The sequence below is a fragment of the Rhizobium sp. AC44/96 genome, from assembly GCF_001692185.1.
In the GTDB taxonomy this organism is placed as follows: Bacteria; Pseudomonadota; Alphaproteobacteria; order Rhizobiales; family Rhizobiaceae; genus Rhizobium.
Genome location: NZ_LXKO01000002.1, coordinates 181,502 through 195,291, shown reverse-complemented (window position 1 = coordinate 195,291; position 13,790 = coordinate 181,502). Strand labels below are relative to the sequence as shown.

At 57.8% G+C, this 13,790-nt stretch carries 16 protein-coding genes; 5 read left to right on the top strand and 11 right to left on the bottom strand.

Translation table 11 applies throughout. The annotated features are described in order from the left end of the window. Positions 1-100: 100 nt before the first annotated feature. Positions 101-595: a lipocalin family protein gene (locus A6U87_RS06675; protein WP_244499439.1), complete on the top strand. Its 495-nt coding sequence runs from the start codon at positions 101-103 to the stop codon at positions 593-595. Between the two features lie 282 nt (positions 596-877). On the opposite strand, the gene A6U87_RS06670 is transcribed toward A6U87_RS06675, so the two are convergent. The 6 genes from A6U87_RS06670 to A6U87_RS06645 all read right to left on the bottom strand — a co-directional run bounded on the left by A6U87_RS06670 (position 878) and on the right by A6U87_RS06645 (position 3,730). Next, entirely contained in the window at positions 878-1,114 is a 237-nt protein-coding gene (locus A6U87_RS06670; protein ID WP_065690450.1) for a hypothetical protein, read from the bottom strand. A gap of 165 nt (positions 1,115-1,279) precedes the next feature. Then, positions 1,280-2,272, bottom strand: a complete 993-nt coding sequence (locus tag A6U87_RS06665; protein ID WP_065690449.1) for a sensor histidine kinase — start codon at positions 2,270-2,272, stop codon at positions 1,280-1,282. 146 nt (positions 2,273-2,418) lie between these two features. Continuing rightward, the gene (locus A6U87_RS06660) at positions 2,419-2,694 is read right to left on the bottom strand and encodes a hypothetical protein (RefSeq protein WP_065690448.1); all 276 of its coding nucleotides are present in this window, start codon (positions 2,692-2,694) and stop codon (positions 2,419-2,421) included. Between the two features lie 70 nt (positions 2,695-2,764). Next, entirely contained in the window at positions 2,765-3,145 is a 381-nt protein-coding gene (locus A6U87_RS06655; RefSeq protein WP_065690447.1) for a DUF6481 family protein, read from the bottom strand. 29 nt (positions 3,146-3,174) lie between these two features. Further along, complete coding sequence (locus A6U87_RS06650) at positions 3,175-3,399, bottom strand: hypothetical protein (RefSeq protein ID WP_065690490.1); 225 nt, start codon at positions 3,397-3,399, stop codon at positions 3,175-3,177. Between the two features lie 121 nt (positions 3,400-3,520). Next, entirely contained in the window at positions 3,521-3,730 is a 210-nt protein-coding gene (locus tag A6U87_RS06645) for a cold-shock protein (protein ID WP_025662430.1), read from the bottom strand. A gap of 485 nt (positions 3,731-4,215) precedes the next feature. On the opposite strand from A6U87_RS06645, the gene A6U87_RS06640 reads away from it, so the two are divergent. The 3 genes from A6U87_RS06640 to A6U87_RS06630 all read left to right on the top strand — a co-directional run bounded on the left by A6U87_RS06640 (position 4,216) and on the right by A6U87_RS06630 (position 5,900). Further along, on the top strand, positions 4,216-4,551 hold the full coding sequence (locus A6U87_RS06640; RefSeq protein ID WP_083199304.1) for a hypothetical protein: 336 nt from the start codon (positions 4,216-4,218) through the stop codon (positions 4,549-4,551). Further along, positions 4,538-4,720, top strand: coding sequence for a hypothetical protein (locus A6U87_RS06635; protein ID WP_065690446.1), 183 nt, complete (start codon positions 4,538-4,540; stop codon positions 4,718-4,720). The genes A6U87_RS06640 and A6U87_RS06635 overlap by 14 nt, the downstream gene beginning before the upstream one ends. 562 nt (positions 4,721-5,282) lie before the next feature. Further along, a complete protein-coding gene (locus A6U87_RS06630) occupies positions 5,283-5,900 on the top strand; it encodes an SOS response-associated peptidase family protein (RefSeq protein WP_065690445.1) in 618 nt (205 codons plus the stop codon). 152 nt (positions 5,901-6,052) lie between these two features. Here A6U87_RS06630 and A6U87_RS29195 read toward each other — a convergent pair whose 3' ends face one another. The 4 genes from A6U87_RS29195 to A6U87_RS06610 form a co-directional block, all read right to left on the bottom strand. Then, a complete protein-coding gene (locus tag A6U87_RS29195; RefSeq protein WP_083199303.1) occupies positions 6,053-6,409 on the bottom strand; it encodes a hypothetical protein in 357 nt (118 codons plus the stop codon). A gap of 1,400 nt (positions 6,410-7,809) precedes the next feature. After that, entirely contained in the window at positions 7,810-9,153 is a 1,344-nt protein-coding gene (locus A6U87_RS06620; RefSeq protein ID WP_065690443.1) for an EAL domain-containing protein, read from the bottom strand. Between the two features lie 15 nt (positions 9,154-9,168). Next, complete coding sequence (locus A6U87_RS06615; RefSeq protein WP_065690442.1) at positions 9,169-9,873, bottom strand: response regulator transcription factor; 705 nt, start codon at positions 9,871-9,873, stop codon at positions 9,169-9,171. A 98-nt stretch (positions 9,874-9,971) separates the two neighbouring features. After that, a complete protein-coding gene (locus tag A6U87_RS06610) occupies positions 9,972-10,346 on the bottom strand; it encodes a hypothetical protein (protein WP_065690441.1) in 375 nt (124 codons plus the stop codon). A gap of 215 nt (positions 10,347-10,561) precedes the next feature. Between A6U87_RS06610 and A6U87_RS06605 the strand changes: the two genes are divergently transcribed. After that, positions 10,562-13,393: a PAS domain-containing sensor histidine kinase gene (locus tag A6U87_RS06605; protein WP_158007259.1), complete on the top strand. Its 2,832-nt coding sequence runs from the start codon at positions 10,562-10,564 to the stop codon at positions 13,391-13,393. A gap of 90 nt (positions 13,394-13,483) precedes the next feature. On the opposite strand, the gene A6U87_RS06600 is transcribed toward A6U87_RS06605, so the two are convergent. Continuing rightward, positions 13,484-13,789, bottom strand: coding sequence for a putative quinol monooxygenase (locus tag A6U87_RS06600; RefSeq protein ID WP_065690439.1), 306 nt, complete (start codon positions 13,787-13,789; stop codon positions 13,484-13,486). Position 13,790 lies beyond the last annotated feature (1 nt).

Below are 13,790 nucleotides of genomic sequence, written 5' to 3'. Positions count from 1 at the left end.
CGGCGCTAGGCCAAACTTGTCCATCTGGGAGTTCATCATCATGGCATTAAGTATTCGCTCGGCACTTCGATCCGTTATCGCGCTTTCATCGGCTGTTTGCATGGCAACGCAGGTCGCCGCCGCGCCAAAGGTCGTAAAGGTCCAGCCTGACCATTATCGGGGTACCTGGCTCGAAATCGCACGGACGCCAATGCTCCTCACCGATGGCTGTGTCGCCGGCTATTCAACCTATCAAAAGGGTGAAACGCCAGATGAGGTCATCGTGGAAGATGGCTGCCATGTCGACACCCCGACGGGACGTTTGAAGACGGTCCGCGGGGCAGGCAAGATCGTCGATTTCGGGACGACCGGCGCCAAGATGCGTGTCCGTTATCCATTGCTGATCACATTCAATTACTGGGTACTTTACAAGTCGCCGGATAAATCCTGGTTCATCAGCTCAAACCCATCAATGACCGATCTCTGGATCTACTCAAGAACAGTGCCGTCTCAAGCACGCCTTCGCCGGATGGTCCAGAAGGCGAGCCAGCTCGGCTACGACGTGCGCAAGCTTGAGTTTCCTCCCGCTCGACAAAATGATCACCGCCCGGACTAAAGCTGATTTGGGGCGGTTCAACAATCTCAAATCATCCCGAGGCTTTCCAATTCCCGCATATCGCGCAATAGACAATCCATTGGTGTTCGAAGCTACGACCTAAGGGAGACCGAAGCCTGCACCTGCTGAATGCCGTGCGGAAACGACTGGCCTAGGATGATCGACAAACCTCCCAACGCCACTCGCGAGATCGGATGGATCTTGCGTGTGCTTGTCAGAGTATAGGAAGTGGCGCCGCGCGTTGAATGCACCAAGATCAATCCGCCCGACTCGCTTCTGGCGCTACTCCGGCGTTATATCGAACTTGAATGGCACCCTGTGCAGCAGGGTGCCATCGTGTGCTGTCAACTCAATGCATTCCTCGTCCGCGAAGGAGCCACCGACGAGCCTGTCAGTGAGCATATCCCTCGCCGCGCGTGTCGCCTCCAGAATGGCTTCGTCAGTTCCCGACAACTCTAATCCTTCGTCATCAACTTCAAGGAAACCGTCTCGCCGGATGTGGAAATAGAATCTTGGCATCGATCGCTTCCCTGTTTTACTGGAAACGTCCCTTGCAAAGAGTTGGTTCCTCGCCTGTCGGCGACTACCTTTCTAGTTTCTTGTCGGCAGATGGAATGCACGGTCCGCTTCTAAGCTGTGTGCGGCGCCAGCGCCGGCCAGATCATCTAAGATCCGAACAGGCTGTCAGGACGAAACCGGAGAACTCAACCCAATCTGAATACGCGCCAGCGGTGCCGTCAGCTTCCAGACGACCAACCCGTCCTCGAAATTCCAGTTCGCCTGACCGGAAAGAGCAGATGGCACCAGCTTGCACAGAACGAGGGCGCCAAACCCCTCCTCCTGCGCCAGCAAATCGGCATAAGCCACTGCCGGCTCGCACCAGATGAGCTCGAAAATATACCCGCCTTCGTCTGTCGTGACGCTCCACATTACCGATATGCCGTCGAGGTCTGCTAATCCAAAGCGCATCGCGTTCATGATCAGTTCGTGAAACGCCATGCCAAGATTGAGGACAGCGTTGGCGTCGAGAGCAATCTCGGGGCCACCCACCTTGACCCGGTGTGATGCATCGAACGGCTCGAGTTGGTGAGACACCAGATCGGCAAGTCTGACGCCGGCCCAATCGACCTGCGAGAGAAGATCATGTGAGTGAGACAGCGCCATGATGCGCTCGCGGACCCGTCTCTCGAAATCCTCGATCGAACGGGAACGTGTTCCAGTTTGCCTGATAACCGCAAGGACGACCGCGTACTGGTTTTTAACGCGATGATTTATCTCTCTCATCAAAAGACGAAGACGGCGCTCGCTTTCGCGCGCGTCTGAGATGTCCCGAGCGATGCTCAATGCTCCGATCCGGTCGCCGGAACGGTTCTTGATTGGAGAGATGGTGAGCGAGACTGGGACCAACTGCCCATCACGATGACGGAGCGTTGTCTGGAGGGTTTCGATCCGCTTGCCGAGCTTCAGCAGGCGCAAGATATCAGCTTCCTCATCCCGTCTGTCATTGGGTAAGATCAGGGAGATGGGCTGGCCAACAGCCTCGACTTCCGCATAGCCAAACATGCGCCTGGCGGCGCTGTTCCAGCTCGCGATCGTGCCGGAAAGATCCTTGTAAATGATTGCATCGAACGACGAATCCACGATGGCCGCAAGGCGTTCTACTGTATTCTCTTCCATGACCAACGCGTTCGCTTGTTGAGGCTTAGGCTGGAGGGATTTAGGCAGGCGCCTCATAATTCAACCTCTCTGGCCGCAAAATATTCAAGTCAAGGTCGCGCATTCGGACAACAGAGTACGCGCTTGATTGGTCTCACCTAGAGGGGTCAGGCTCGGTCATAGGTAAAGGTGGTCAGTAAGGTGGTTACGAAGTTGCTCGCCCGCTCCTTGACGAGCACCTCGGTCCACTCACTCGTCCCTCGAAGTCTCAGATCGGTATAGATGCTATGGACCGCGGCCTCTTCGATACGCTTTATGTGCGCCTTGAATTCTGCTTCGCCACCTGTGCTGTAAAAGTCACGGATGACCATGCGCAGGATTTCCTGGATCGCTATCTGCCACGCAGTGTTGATTGCCTGTAGTTCTTTTATGTCCGGTGCCATGGGTCTCTCTTCTATTGCGTGGACGCCACGCACCGCGCTCGGATCGTTGAGGCCGCACTTTCGAAGGCTACTAGGCCTGTCTTGCCTTGCGGTTCGCGTAGCGCCGGTCGCGTTCGGCCTTGCGCGCGGCCTCATCTTCGATCACCCGCGCTATGCGGGCCTTGTCGGCGGCCTCACGCGCGTCTGCCTCGGCCATTGCTGCGGCCTCGGCAGCGGCTTGACGTTCTACCGCCTCGGTCTCGATACGGCTCTGCTCGGCGAGCTTCGCGCGCTCGCGTTCAAACCGTCGCTCTTCACGAGCGGAGGCGATGGCCATGCGTTCGGCCTGTGTCGCGAGCTTGGCTGGGTCAGCCGCAGCCTGCGCCGCGCGGTAAGCATTGATGAGAGCCACTTTGGCGTCAGCGGATGCGGCACGGCGGTCCGCGACTTCGTTGGTTCTGGTATTGGTCATTCTCGTCCTATGCGTTGTTGCTGAAGAGATCAGCGTTTCCTGGCTGGCGTGGCGATGGGATTGTATGCCGCCGATATGCGATCCGACAGTTCCCTGGCAAGCCGCGCCTCCCGCAGCCGGAGCGTCTTGGCGTCCCGAGCCTGGGCGACAGCTTCGAGCTCCTCTGTCGCGTTGTTCTTGGAGAAAAACTGTGTCTGAACGGTGCTGAACGCATGCTCCGCCTGCTGGCGGGATTTGCTATATGTGTCTGTCACTACAACCTCGTTAGCTTGACTAGTAGCCAAAACGAAAAGGCCAGACAAAACGCCTGGCCTCAGTGAAACAGCTTCCGGCAGTGCCAGTACATCCGTGGTCAAAGGGAAGCGAATTTCATTTTCATGCGGCCTGCAGATTGGTGGCCGACATCTTGCCCGACTTCATGTCGCGCTCGAGCTCGAAGCCGATCTTCTGGCCTTCAACGAGTTCGCGCATTCCGGCGCGCTCGACTGCCGAGATATGAACGAACGCATCAGCGCCGCCGTTGTCAGGCTGGATGAAGCCGAAGCCCTTGGTGGAATTGAACCATTTTACTGTGCCAGTGGTCATGATGAACCCTTTCAAAGCATAGAGTGAGAGACCGCGAAGCGAATGCTGCGCGGGTGAAAACCGACTATTTTTGAAAGAGAAGGTTCGAATAGAGCGTGGTGCCAATCACGCGGTAGACAAAGCTCGGCAAGCAAAAGATCGATGGAATATGAGTAGATGAATGAAAGCAGAACGTCAACGATTAGTTTTGCAAAAGCGGAATGAACATCCTCAGGTTGAGATGGCGCATTCCCAAGCTGCAATACATTTTCCACGCTCGGTCAAAGGACAAGCGAAGGAAATGGCGATCGCGGATGCGATACCAAGCTTTTCGACAGAACGCCGCCCCGTCTCCCGACACCTTTGCAGGGCAGCGATCAGCCGTGGCTGAATTCATTTGCTATTCCCACGCATGACGCGCAAGGTCCTCCCATCGGTAGCCATTGAACGGGCGTTGCCGATTGAGGGCTCGATTTCACCCTCGCCCCAAAAGGAAGGAGGACGATGTGTCTTCCGAGAATCTCCCCAGAAAACTGAACGAGAGCCACGCCGACGCCCTCAACAAGGTGTTGTTCGATGCGGGCTACTCCGGCGATGTGGTGTCACCTGGCGCAGGAACGAATGCCGCCACCAAGCTCCTGATCAGCCTTTTCCACGAAGGTGTCACAGATCCGGTCCACTTCTCCACGGCTTTAGAGCGCGCCTTTGGTCGATCAGACCCGGTCGTCTTCCACTCAAGCACACTCCACCAGTATGCAATTCGGGGTCTGCCCCCTGCCAACGACAGACGCTTACGTGCAGTTCGTGGGGCGCCGGAGGAGCCAAGAAATGTCGTCGATTAAAGATCTCACCCACAAGGGCATGCTTGGCCGCAGCGTGACTGATGCTGAACGCACAGCGATCCACGCCAAGGAAATAGCCCTCCAGGAGAAAGTTTACCAGGACGAAAAGAATGCCCATCTTCGCGCGCTGCGCCTGGAACGCGACCGGCTAAGCAGTAACATGCACTGATGATAGATTCTGGCTTGCAAAAAATGCGCAGCGCTTTCGACAGGGATGCGGCGGCGCGACTTGGAACAGCCACGCCGCGCTTGCCGAATTTCCCGGAGGTGGCGGCAACGCCTTCGGATATCACGATTTGAGGGCTTGACGCAGTGGCGTCGATGTGGCGTTCAATGCCACCTGAAGGACGTGGATTGGCGATGCACACGGTGCGAGCGCGCTCACCCCGAACGACACTGATCCCCGCGCCGCACTCCCCATGGAGTGGGATTCCCACTGAATTGAGATCATCGATTGCCTTCGTTGCCTTTTCTCTTGAAACAACCCGAACCGTTGCTCTTGGCCACCCGAATTCAGAGTCTAGCGGGTCGCCCAAATGCGCGGCAGCGACATCTCCCTTGCTGACCGTGAACCCTGGAGTTACGGTAGGTGAAGCATATCCGATTGTCGCTGGTGTCGGCAGTGATGGCCAACGGCAACGAGGCTTGCAACTCTTAGCGCCAGCGTGGTCGATGGCCCTGTTCTCATCGCGATGATCTGTGAAGGAATCCCGAATACTTAGGCTTCTGCTATGTGCAATGAGTACGAACAACACACCAGCTACGTCGAATACTGCAAGGTGGTGCAGAACCTCGCGCTTGGCGTTCCGATAAAAGAAACGGAGCTGGATATGCCGCCGGGTGATGACATCAGGATAGGCGATATGGCCCCCGTCATCCGAGCCGCGGGCGACAACATAGTAGAGCTGGTGCAGATGAAGTTCGGCTTTCCGCCAACCCGCGCGCATGGCCCGGTATCCAACTATCGATCGCAGAGAAGGCATTTCGGCGGCAGCCACCGCTGTCTTGTTCCAGCCAGCGCCTTCTTCGAGTTTACCGGAAAAAATCATCCGAGGGTCAAACACCGGTTCACGCTCGTCGACGCGCCGTTCATGGCGATCGCCGCGATATGGCGGCCCGGGCGAAAGGGCCAGCCATCGGCGTTTGCGATGTTGACGACCGAGCCTGGGTCGGATGTGAAGCCTTTTCATAATCGCCAGGTCGTTATCCTTCGACCAGGGGATTGGAAAGCGTGGATCGACCTTGACGAGCCTGAGGAAGAGTTGTTGCGCCCGCTTCCGGCTGGATCGCTGAACGTAGAGTGGCAAGTCGCAACGCCGCATCCGACATGGAAGCAAGACGGATTTTGAAAATCGGATCACCTTTCGTGCCAGCCATTTACTTATATGTGGAATCGCAAAAATCGTCGTTTCTACATTTAGCTTCGTTTATTATAGCTAACTGAAATAGAAGGCCTTTTTCTTGTCCCCAACAGCCGTCTTGGCGACCATGGGCAATAGGGCTAGGCACCGTCAGGCGGCGCGAAGAAACAGTTCACGTCGTTTTCCGTCGGATGAAGGCAGATGTGATATCGGCCATCGCCCGAGGGCATCTCGTCGCCATATGGGATGAAGAATCGGTGCGGTTTTGTCGCGAGGTGGTGGTCTCCTGCATGCAGGAAGACGGAAAAGCCATGAGGCCCTGGGCTGATATCCTGAGCGGGAATGGCTTCACAATCTCCACCAACATCGTGAGCTTTGCAGCACGCCGGAGGATAAGTCCAGCCGCTCTTCGCTTGATGGGCCTCGGCTCTAATTAGAATACCAACAGCGATAGCCGCAAGTGTGATCAGGGATGCGGTTGATTTGACGAGTGTCATTGCACACCTCCTTGGAGGCAGCCCTCGAAGAAACGCCGAGAAGTTGCTTCGCCGATTGACAGGAACGCGCTGTCTTCTTCCATGCGTTGATTGTGGTCCGGGTGGGTCCCCAACGCCTTACGGGACATAGCTGCTATTAGAATGCGATTGCGAGAAGGCCTACTATAGCCCGGATGCCGGGCCGGAAGCGCCATCGGCACTTTTCCATTTTATAACATACTGCTCCGGTGCGCTGGAGTGAAATCAAACCATTGCTGCTCCGACCCGGTCTGCCGGTAATTCCAGTGTTGGTGACGCGTCCCCTTGGAAGGAGGGCAGTTGGGAGCCGCTTCGAGCCTCCGGAAAAATCTCCGGCACAAGCAATACACAATTACTCGCGTTATAAGGGGTCTAGGAGAAGGTGGGCCAACGATTCCACGTTTAAGTAAGTGACTGGACCTTCCGTGGGTGCTTTTTTATTCGCTCTCAACTGAGCTCGCCCCAATATGCGGGCAATACGATCGCCCGCGCTTCCCCCACGCATTGGACATTGAACTGGGTGGAACTGCGGTTGCGGCAAGCATGCCGCCTCCCGCAAAGGAAAGTGTCGAAAGATAACGGGGCCGACCATCGAGACAGCTGCCCAAGCCGCCGAATGCAATCACCATATTCTTTTCGACAGAAGGTATGGGGGATTGCTGTTGATCGGCTGACTGTAACCGATTCTCCTGCCCCACGCTGTCCCAGCCCTCCTGGTGAACGGTGAGCATCCCATGGTGTTAACCCTTTTTTACCATGCTTCAACGCCTCGTAAGGGAATAACGCATAGGGATATGCGCGCCAAGGCGAATAACGCTTCCCGTTCGTGGTCCAATCCATGATGGCACCGTGGTACTCCACCACGTGTCCCAGGACACCTCAGCCGGCTTCCCACCCAACAGGTCCGGGCAGGAAGCCGGCCTTTTTGCGCTACCCAGTACACTCGTCGCTCACCATCAGGCTACCAACTCACGCTAACCTTCGAACCACTTGAGATTGGAGACGCTGGCCGAAATACATATCACGATGCCAGGGCCCATTTCCCGCAGGCTCGTCAGCCGATAAGCTGTCACGTCTTGCAAGTTTCCCGGTCGTACAACGGTGACAACCTCGACAAGGTGACCAAGGGCATCGGCGAGCGCAGTCCGTTGCGAAGTGCATCCCTGGCCGCCTGACAGCTTCACGGATGACAGCAGCGTTGGGGCATCGTGTCGGCGGGCTCAGCCCGACCTCTGGCCAGCATCCGAAAACCTGCGCGCCGAGCCGCGAGCTGTCGCGCAGGCCTCAATGCCAATCTGGCTGGGGCCAAACGTCTCGAAGACGGTGTGCGTCTACCCGTTCTCAAGGATGGTGCGGGATAAACTGCCCATCTGCATCAACGCCTACTCTATATTACATTCGCTGGTGGGGCGGCCGAAGAGGAACCCCTGGCCATAGTGGCAGCCAAGCTCTTGCAGCGCGCGGAGTTCTGTCACGGTTTCCACACCCTCGGCGACGACGTGCTTTCCCAGTGCCGTCGCCATATCAATTATGGCTTTCACGATGGCTAGATCGGCGTGTGAGCTTGTCATCGCACGCACGAAGGCGCCGTCGATCTTGATCTGGTCATAGGCAAGTTCCTTCAGATGTACGAGGGACGCAAAGCCGGTGCCGAAATCGTCAAAGGCAACGATGAAGCCTGCAGCGCGCAACGCCTCGAGCTGCGCGCCGATATCGCCGCCCTGCTCCGACATCATGACCCCTTCCGTGACCTCGATCTGGATATAACGAGGCGACAATCCTGCCGACCGGGTCGCGTCCAGGATTTCCTCCACAAGGCTTGGGCTGTCGGGAAACGCCATGAACTGCGACGACGAAACGTTGATCGCAATGTGCCCGAAATCGATACCGGCCATTTCCCACGCCGTGGCTTGTGCGACGGCGCACTGCAGCACATAACCACCGATGCGCCTGGAAAGTGTCGGGTCGTCCAGAGCCGCGGCAAAGGCCGAGGGGCCGATTACCGATCCGTCTGACCTCTTGAGCCTCAAAAGTGCCTCAAAGCCGACGCGCCGTCCCGTATCGAGCGCAATCTTCGGCTGGTAATGGAGTGTGAAGAGCCCCTGTGCGAGCGCCTCTTCCGCGAGTGCCAGCGCCGCCTTGTCGGATTTCGCACGATTGAGCCGACCAGAGTCGACCCGGGTCAACAGATAGCGGTCTTCGGATTGCAGGAGACGTTCCACAACGCAACGCGCCAGCCGAGCCAGCATGCCGCGCACGTCGGCCCCGAGGCGTCGCGGCACCCGATCGAGCACGCAGAGCGAGCCGAGCCGAAGCCCAGGCTCGATCTCCAGCGGCACGCCGGCATAGAAACGGATCCTGTCGGTTCCGGTGACGAAAGGGTTTTCAGCGAAGCGAACGTCGCGAGCGGCGTCCGGCACCACGAAGGGTCTCGGCGACTGGATTGTGTAGTCGCAGAAGGCGTCTATCCTGGAGGACCCGACACCTTCGATGCCCCGCTTCGACTTGAACCACTGGCGTTCGCCGTCCAGCAAGGTGATGAGGCCGATCGGCGTATCGGCCGCAAGGCAGGCTGCATCGACCAGTGCATCGAGCACCGGATCCGGGCCGGACGACACAATGGACAGTTCTCTCAGACGTTTGAGGCGAGCCGCTTCGTCCGGCGGGAGGCCCTCGGGTTCGAACATTTCGGGGAAAATCGCATGGCGGTCAACACACTGAAGCATATGGCTCTTCTATTCTTACCGTTGTTGGATTTCGCTCAGGCGATAGCCGACGCCGCGGATGGTCTTGATGACCTCACCGCTCGCGGCATCCAGTTCCGCAAGCTTGCCGCGCAGCCTGTTGATGTATACGTCGATCGTCTTGTCGCGAGGATCGTGCTCGCGAAAGAGCGCCTGGCGTGCAATGCACGACTTCGAGCAGTCTTCTCCCACACTGTTGAAAAGGACCTGCAGTATTCTTCCCTCGAGTGCGGTCAGCGGCTGACTGACGCCATCAAAATCCATCGACAGGCGTCCGATGTCGCAATCGATATTGCCGATCTTGAAAGCAACACTTTGCCGCAGAGTAGTGCGGCCCAATCGCGCCTCGTGCAGGCGATGGACGCGGGCGCGCAATTCCTTCACGCTGAACGGCTTCATCACATAGTCATCCGCACCGACACTGATGGCGTCCGCCCTGCTATCGGCGTCTCCAGCGCCCGAGATCATGATGATGGGCACGTCGGAGCGTGAGCGCGCAGCGCGAAGCAGTTCCAACCCGCTCCCGTCGGTCAGGTTGATGTCTATCAGGATGCAGTCATAGGCAGCGAGTTCGTTTGAATGAATGAAGCGGTTCGCTTGCCTCACGGATGCAAGACAGTCCAGCCGGTCCCGGGAATCCGACCAGTTCAACCGCAACATATCAACGACGTCTCGCTGATCTTCGATGATCATTATGTTCATAGTCTCTTCGAATGTTTGGTGGTGTGACCCAAGCCTCTTTTCCGCGCGCAATAGGGCGGCGAATGGTGTTGGGCGCAGCATTGGCCGCATGTTTTAACTCATATGGTTTTCGGGTTGAGGCTTTCCAAGGTCGAAAATGGGGAGTTCATGCGTGCCAGCCGGTTGACGAAGTCCGGTTCCAACTGTTTCACAAAGCAAAGATGAAGGTGACCCGGATCCCGCTGAACAACGATACTGCCGACCACGACGTCAAACCTGCCGAAAACAAGGTAAGCGTGATCTGGAATCAGCGACTTTCCGACGCGCACGGTCGCCCCGCCCTCGCTGATCTCCACGACGAGGCAGCGCACGATCTGCGTCTTGCGCATCCACTTTCCGGTATAGAGCAGATTGCAGAAGAGCGTGACACTTCGGCTGTACCATTTGCGGCTGAAGTAGTCGGATTCGACGCGGCTCAGATAGGTTGTTCTCATTGTCGCTTTCCCAGGCTCACCCCGATGCTTGCCGAGGCCTCTCCGAAACTGGAGGCAGGAACGCGGCAGTTGGATGCCTTGATTAAAACGGCGCACCGTTAAGCGACCGCGGCGCCAAGTTTAAATAAGGTAAAATTTAGATATCTCTCATGGATTGCTGTCTCGCTTGGGACTATCGAGGTTGAAAACAACGACTGCTGAGGGCGATGCAAATCATGCGACGGGAAAACGCAATTGCTGGCAAGGGCTTTCGCATCCTGGTGAACGGTCTCAGGCAATGTGCGACGGATCGGCTTTCCGCGGGATTGCTGGGTGGCGGCATCTCCGCTTTGGTCGTTGCCTTGCGTCCGACAACGGCATGGCTCTGGGTGGGTGGAGCAACGCTGATCATCGCCTGGCGACTGCGTAAAGATGGGTCCCTGTCTCGCGATGCTCGCCGACATTCGCAAGATCTCTACGGAAACCAGGCTCTTCGCGAGATCGCCGGCAAGGCCGCGAAGCTCGGCGGGTGGGTAGTGCACCTGCCTGATCGGCGGATCGAATGGTCGGACGAAACCTGGGCGATCCACGAGAGACCAAGGGGCAAGACGGTCACCTTCGAGGAGGGGATCGGCTATTTTGCGCCGGAATGGCAAGATGCGATCATCCGGCACTTCGAAACTTGCGTGGCGACCGGTCTGCCCTACGATATCGAGGTGAAGATCATCGATGGTACGGGCCGCCGGAAATGGGTTCGCGCAATTGGCGTGGCGATCCGCGACAAGATGGGACACATCTCGCGTATACAGGGCGCCCTTCAGGATATCGACGAGCGCAAGCGGCTGGAAAATACGGCAAGGGATCTTGAGCGGCGCTTGGCCGAGTCCATGGAGAATATCAGCGATGCGTTTTTCCAGCTCGACGCCGATTGGCGCTTCACATACCTCAACCATCAGGCCGAACGTCTGCTGGAGCGCCCGCGATCAGCGCTTATGGGCCGCCTGATCTGGAAGGAATTTCCGGAGGCCTCCTCGGGGATCATCCGGCAGAACTATGAACGTGCCGTCCGCGAACACGAGACGGCGGATTTCGAGGTATTTTACGAGTCCCTCAACGGATGGTTCTCGGTCACCGCCTATCCTGGCCCCACGGGCCTCACCGTCTATTTCCGAGATGTGACGAAGCGGCGCGCGGCCGACCAACACTTGCACCTTCTGGAAATGGCGATATCGAGAATAGAGGACTTCGTCATAATAACAAAGGCTGGCTCACAGCCCGAAGACGGCCAAACGATTGTCTACGTGAACGACGCCTTCGTCAGGATCACCGGCTATTCACCGCACGACGCGCTCGGCCGTTCGCCCGGCTTTCTCCAGGGGCAACGGACTGACGCCGACACCATCGAGGAGATCAACAACGCCATCGCGCGATCGGAAGCGATCCGTGCCGAACTTATCAACTACGCCAAGGACGGCCGCGAGTATTGGGTGGACATGAGCATCGCCCCGATTATCGGCTCGGCCGGTCGCGCCACCCATTTTGTGGCGACCGGTCGCGAAATCACCGACAGAAAGAGAACGGAGGAAAAGCTCGCCGAAAGCGAGGAACGCTTCTCGATCGTCGCCATGATGACGACAGACGCAGTCTGGGACTGGGACATCGCGACAGGTCATGTGCAATGGAACAGCAACATGGCATCGGTCTTCGGGCATGAGGACGTATCGGTGAAGGACGGTTTTCGGGAATGGGAATCCAAGATCCATCCCGACGACCGCGAACGCGTGGTGTCAAGCGTGCTTGCAGCAATTGATGGACGAGCAGAAACCTGGCAGGAAGAATTTCGCTTCCGTCGCGGAACGGGAATCTACGCCGAGGTCCTGGATCAGGCCCACATCATCCGCAATGCCGCAGGCGAGGCGACCCGGATGGTAGGTGGCATCCGGGATATCACCGAAACACGATTGAACGAGGCAAAACGACTGCAAGCGCAGCGGCTTGAAGCGATAGGTCAACTGACTGGCGGCGTCGCCCATGATTTCAATAACCTGCTGACGGTCATTATCGGGACGGCGGAGACATTGGCCGACGAGATTGCCGATCCGCGACTGTCTGCAATCGCACAGTTGAACCACAAGGCCTCGCGGCAAAGTGCCGCCCTCACGCGCCAGCTACTCACCTTCGCGGGACGGCAACCCCTCGAGCCGGCGTCGCTGAGCATCAACAGGATCATACGGGCCATGGAGGGATTGCTGTCGACTGCTCTTGGCGAAACCATCATCCTGCATCTTGCGCTTGATCCGGCGGCAGGTCACGTCAGAGCGGACGCTGCGCAACTGGAAGCGTCGATCATGAACCTGTGCATCAACGCGCGCGACGCGATGCCGGAGGGCGGCAGGCTGACAATCTCGACGGCGCAAAGCGGTGACGACGCGGTGATGCGAATCTCGGACAACGGCTTCGGAATGGACGCGGAGACGCGGGCCAAGGCCTTTGAGCCGTTCTTCACCACGAAGCCCTTCGGAAAGGGCAGCGGGCTAGGTCTCAGCATGGTGTATGGCTTCGTGCGGCAATCAGGGGGACGGATCGAAATTGAAGCGGAGCCGGGCATGGGAACAACCATTTTCATGTCCTTTCCTCGACTGGCGTCCACCGAAATACCCGCGGAGCCTATCTCGAACGGGATGCTGGATGGTGGCAATGAACGAATCCTCGTCGTGGAGGATGATCCAATGGTCCGCGAATTCGCAGCGGGCACACTCGTTTCGCTCGGTTATTTCGTCACATGCGCGAACGACGCAACGGAAGCGTTACAGATCCTCAAAGCAGACGCGCGGTTCGATTTGGTTTTCTCCGATGTGGTCATGCCCGGCCCAATCGACGGCGACGCTATGGCGGTCAAGATCATGACGCTGTATCCGAACGTCCCGGTCGTCCTCGCGACCGGCTACGCGGACGTCGAACGCATTTGCGACACGTCGCGATACCGGCCGCTTTCAAAACCCTATACCCGCCGGCAGCTTGCGGAGACATTGCGGGCGGCGATCGACGCTTCGCAGGACGATCGATGAGCGCCTGTGTCGGGGATTAGTCAGACGAGGAGCGACCAAGGCCGTTTCGCGGGCAGCGGGTGATAGCCGCCCTCATCAGGCGCAGTGCGATCAACCGTTCCCCGTGGGCTGCGCCGGAAGCAGCCGCCATATGTCGATCGGTTTTGCCAGCAAGCGGTCGATCTGGCTCAGCAGCGGCTTCAGGTGAGGCATTTCCATGTGGGCGTCGAGATCCGCCTGGCTCTGCCATTTCTCGTAGAACACGAAGACGTGTGGATCCCTGGCATCGACGTGAAGGTTGTAGTCTATGCAGCCGTTTTCGGCCCGGGTTGGCTCGACCTGATCGACGAGAAGGCGGAAAAGCTCTTCTCGCGTTTCCGGGCGGGCTGTCAGTGTCGCAATGAGCGAAACGGTCATG

What these genes read in the sequence shown, in the direction of transcription:
- A6U87_RS06665 (WP_065690449.1), bottom strand. Translation starts at nt 2,272, where the DNA reads ATGGAAGAGAATACAGTAGAACGCCTTGCGGCCATCGTGGATTCGTCG.
- A6U87_RS06645 (WP_025662430.1), bottom strand. Translation starts at nt 3,730, where the DNA reads ATGACCACTGGCACAGTAAAATGGTTCAATTCCACCAAGGGCTTCGGC.
- A6U87_RS06630 (WP_065690445.1), top strand. Translation starts at nt 5,283, where the DNA reads ATGTGCAATGAGTACGAACAACACACCAGCTACGTCGAATACTGCAAG.
- A6U87_RS06655 (WP_065690447.1), bottom strand. Translation starts at nt 3,145, where the DNA reads ATGACCAATACCAGAACCAACGAAGTCGCGGACCGCCGTGCCGCATCC.
- A6U87_RS29195 (WP_083199303.1), bottom strand. Translation starts at nt 6,409, where the DNA reads ATGACACTCGTCAAATCAACCGCATCCCTGATCACACTTGCGGCTATC.
- A6U87_RS06675 (WP_244499439.1), top strand. Translation starts at nt 101, where the DNA reads ATGGCAACGCAGGTCGCCGCCGCGCCAAAGGTCGTAAAGGTCCAGCCT.
- A6U87_RS06670 (WP_065690450.1), bottom strand. Translation starts at nt 1,114, where the DNA reads ATGCCAAGATTCTATTTCCACATCCGGCGAGACGGTTTCCTTGAAGTT.
- A6U87_RS06660 (WP_065690448.1), bottom strand. Translation starts at nt 2,694, where the DNA reads ATGGCACCGGACATAAAAGAACTACAGGCAATCAACACTGCGTGGCAG.
- A6U87_RS06610 (WP_065690441.1), bottom strand. Translation starts at nt 10,346, where the DNA reads ATGAGAACAACCTATCTGAGCCGCGTCGAATCCGACTACTTCAGCCGC.
- A6U87_RS06600 (WP_065690439.1), bottom strand. Translation starts at nt 13,789, where the DNA reads ATGACCGTTTCGCTCATTGCGACACTGACAGCCCGCCCGGAAACGCGA.
- A6U87_RS06620 (WP_065690443.1), bottom strand. Translation starts at nt 9,153, where the DNA reads ATGCTTCAGTGTGTTGACCGCCATGCGATTTTCCCCGAAATGTTCGAA.
- A6U87_RS06615 (WP_065690442.1), bottom strand. Translation starts at nt 9,873, where the DNA reads ATGAACATAATGATCATCGAAGATCAGCGAGACGTCGTTGATATGTTG.
- A6U87_RS06635 (WP_065690446.1), top strand. Translation starts at nt 4,538, where the DNA reads ATGTCGTCGATTAAAGATCTCACCCACAAGGGCATGCTTGGCCGCAGC.
- A6U87_RS06605 (WP_158007259.1), top strand. Translation starts at nt 10,562, where the DNA reads ATGCGACGGGAAAACGCAATTGCTGGCAAGGGCTTTCGCATCCTGGTG.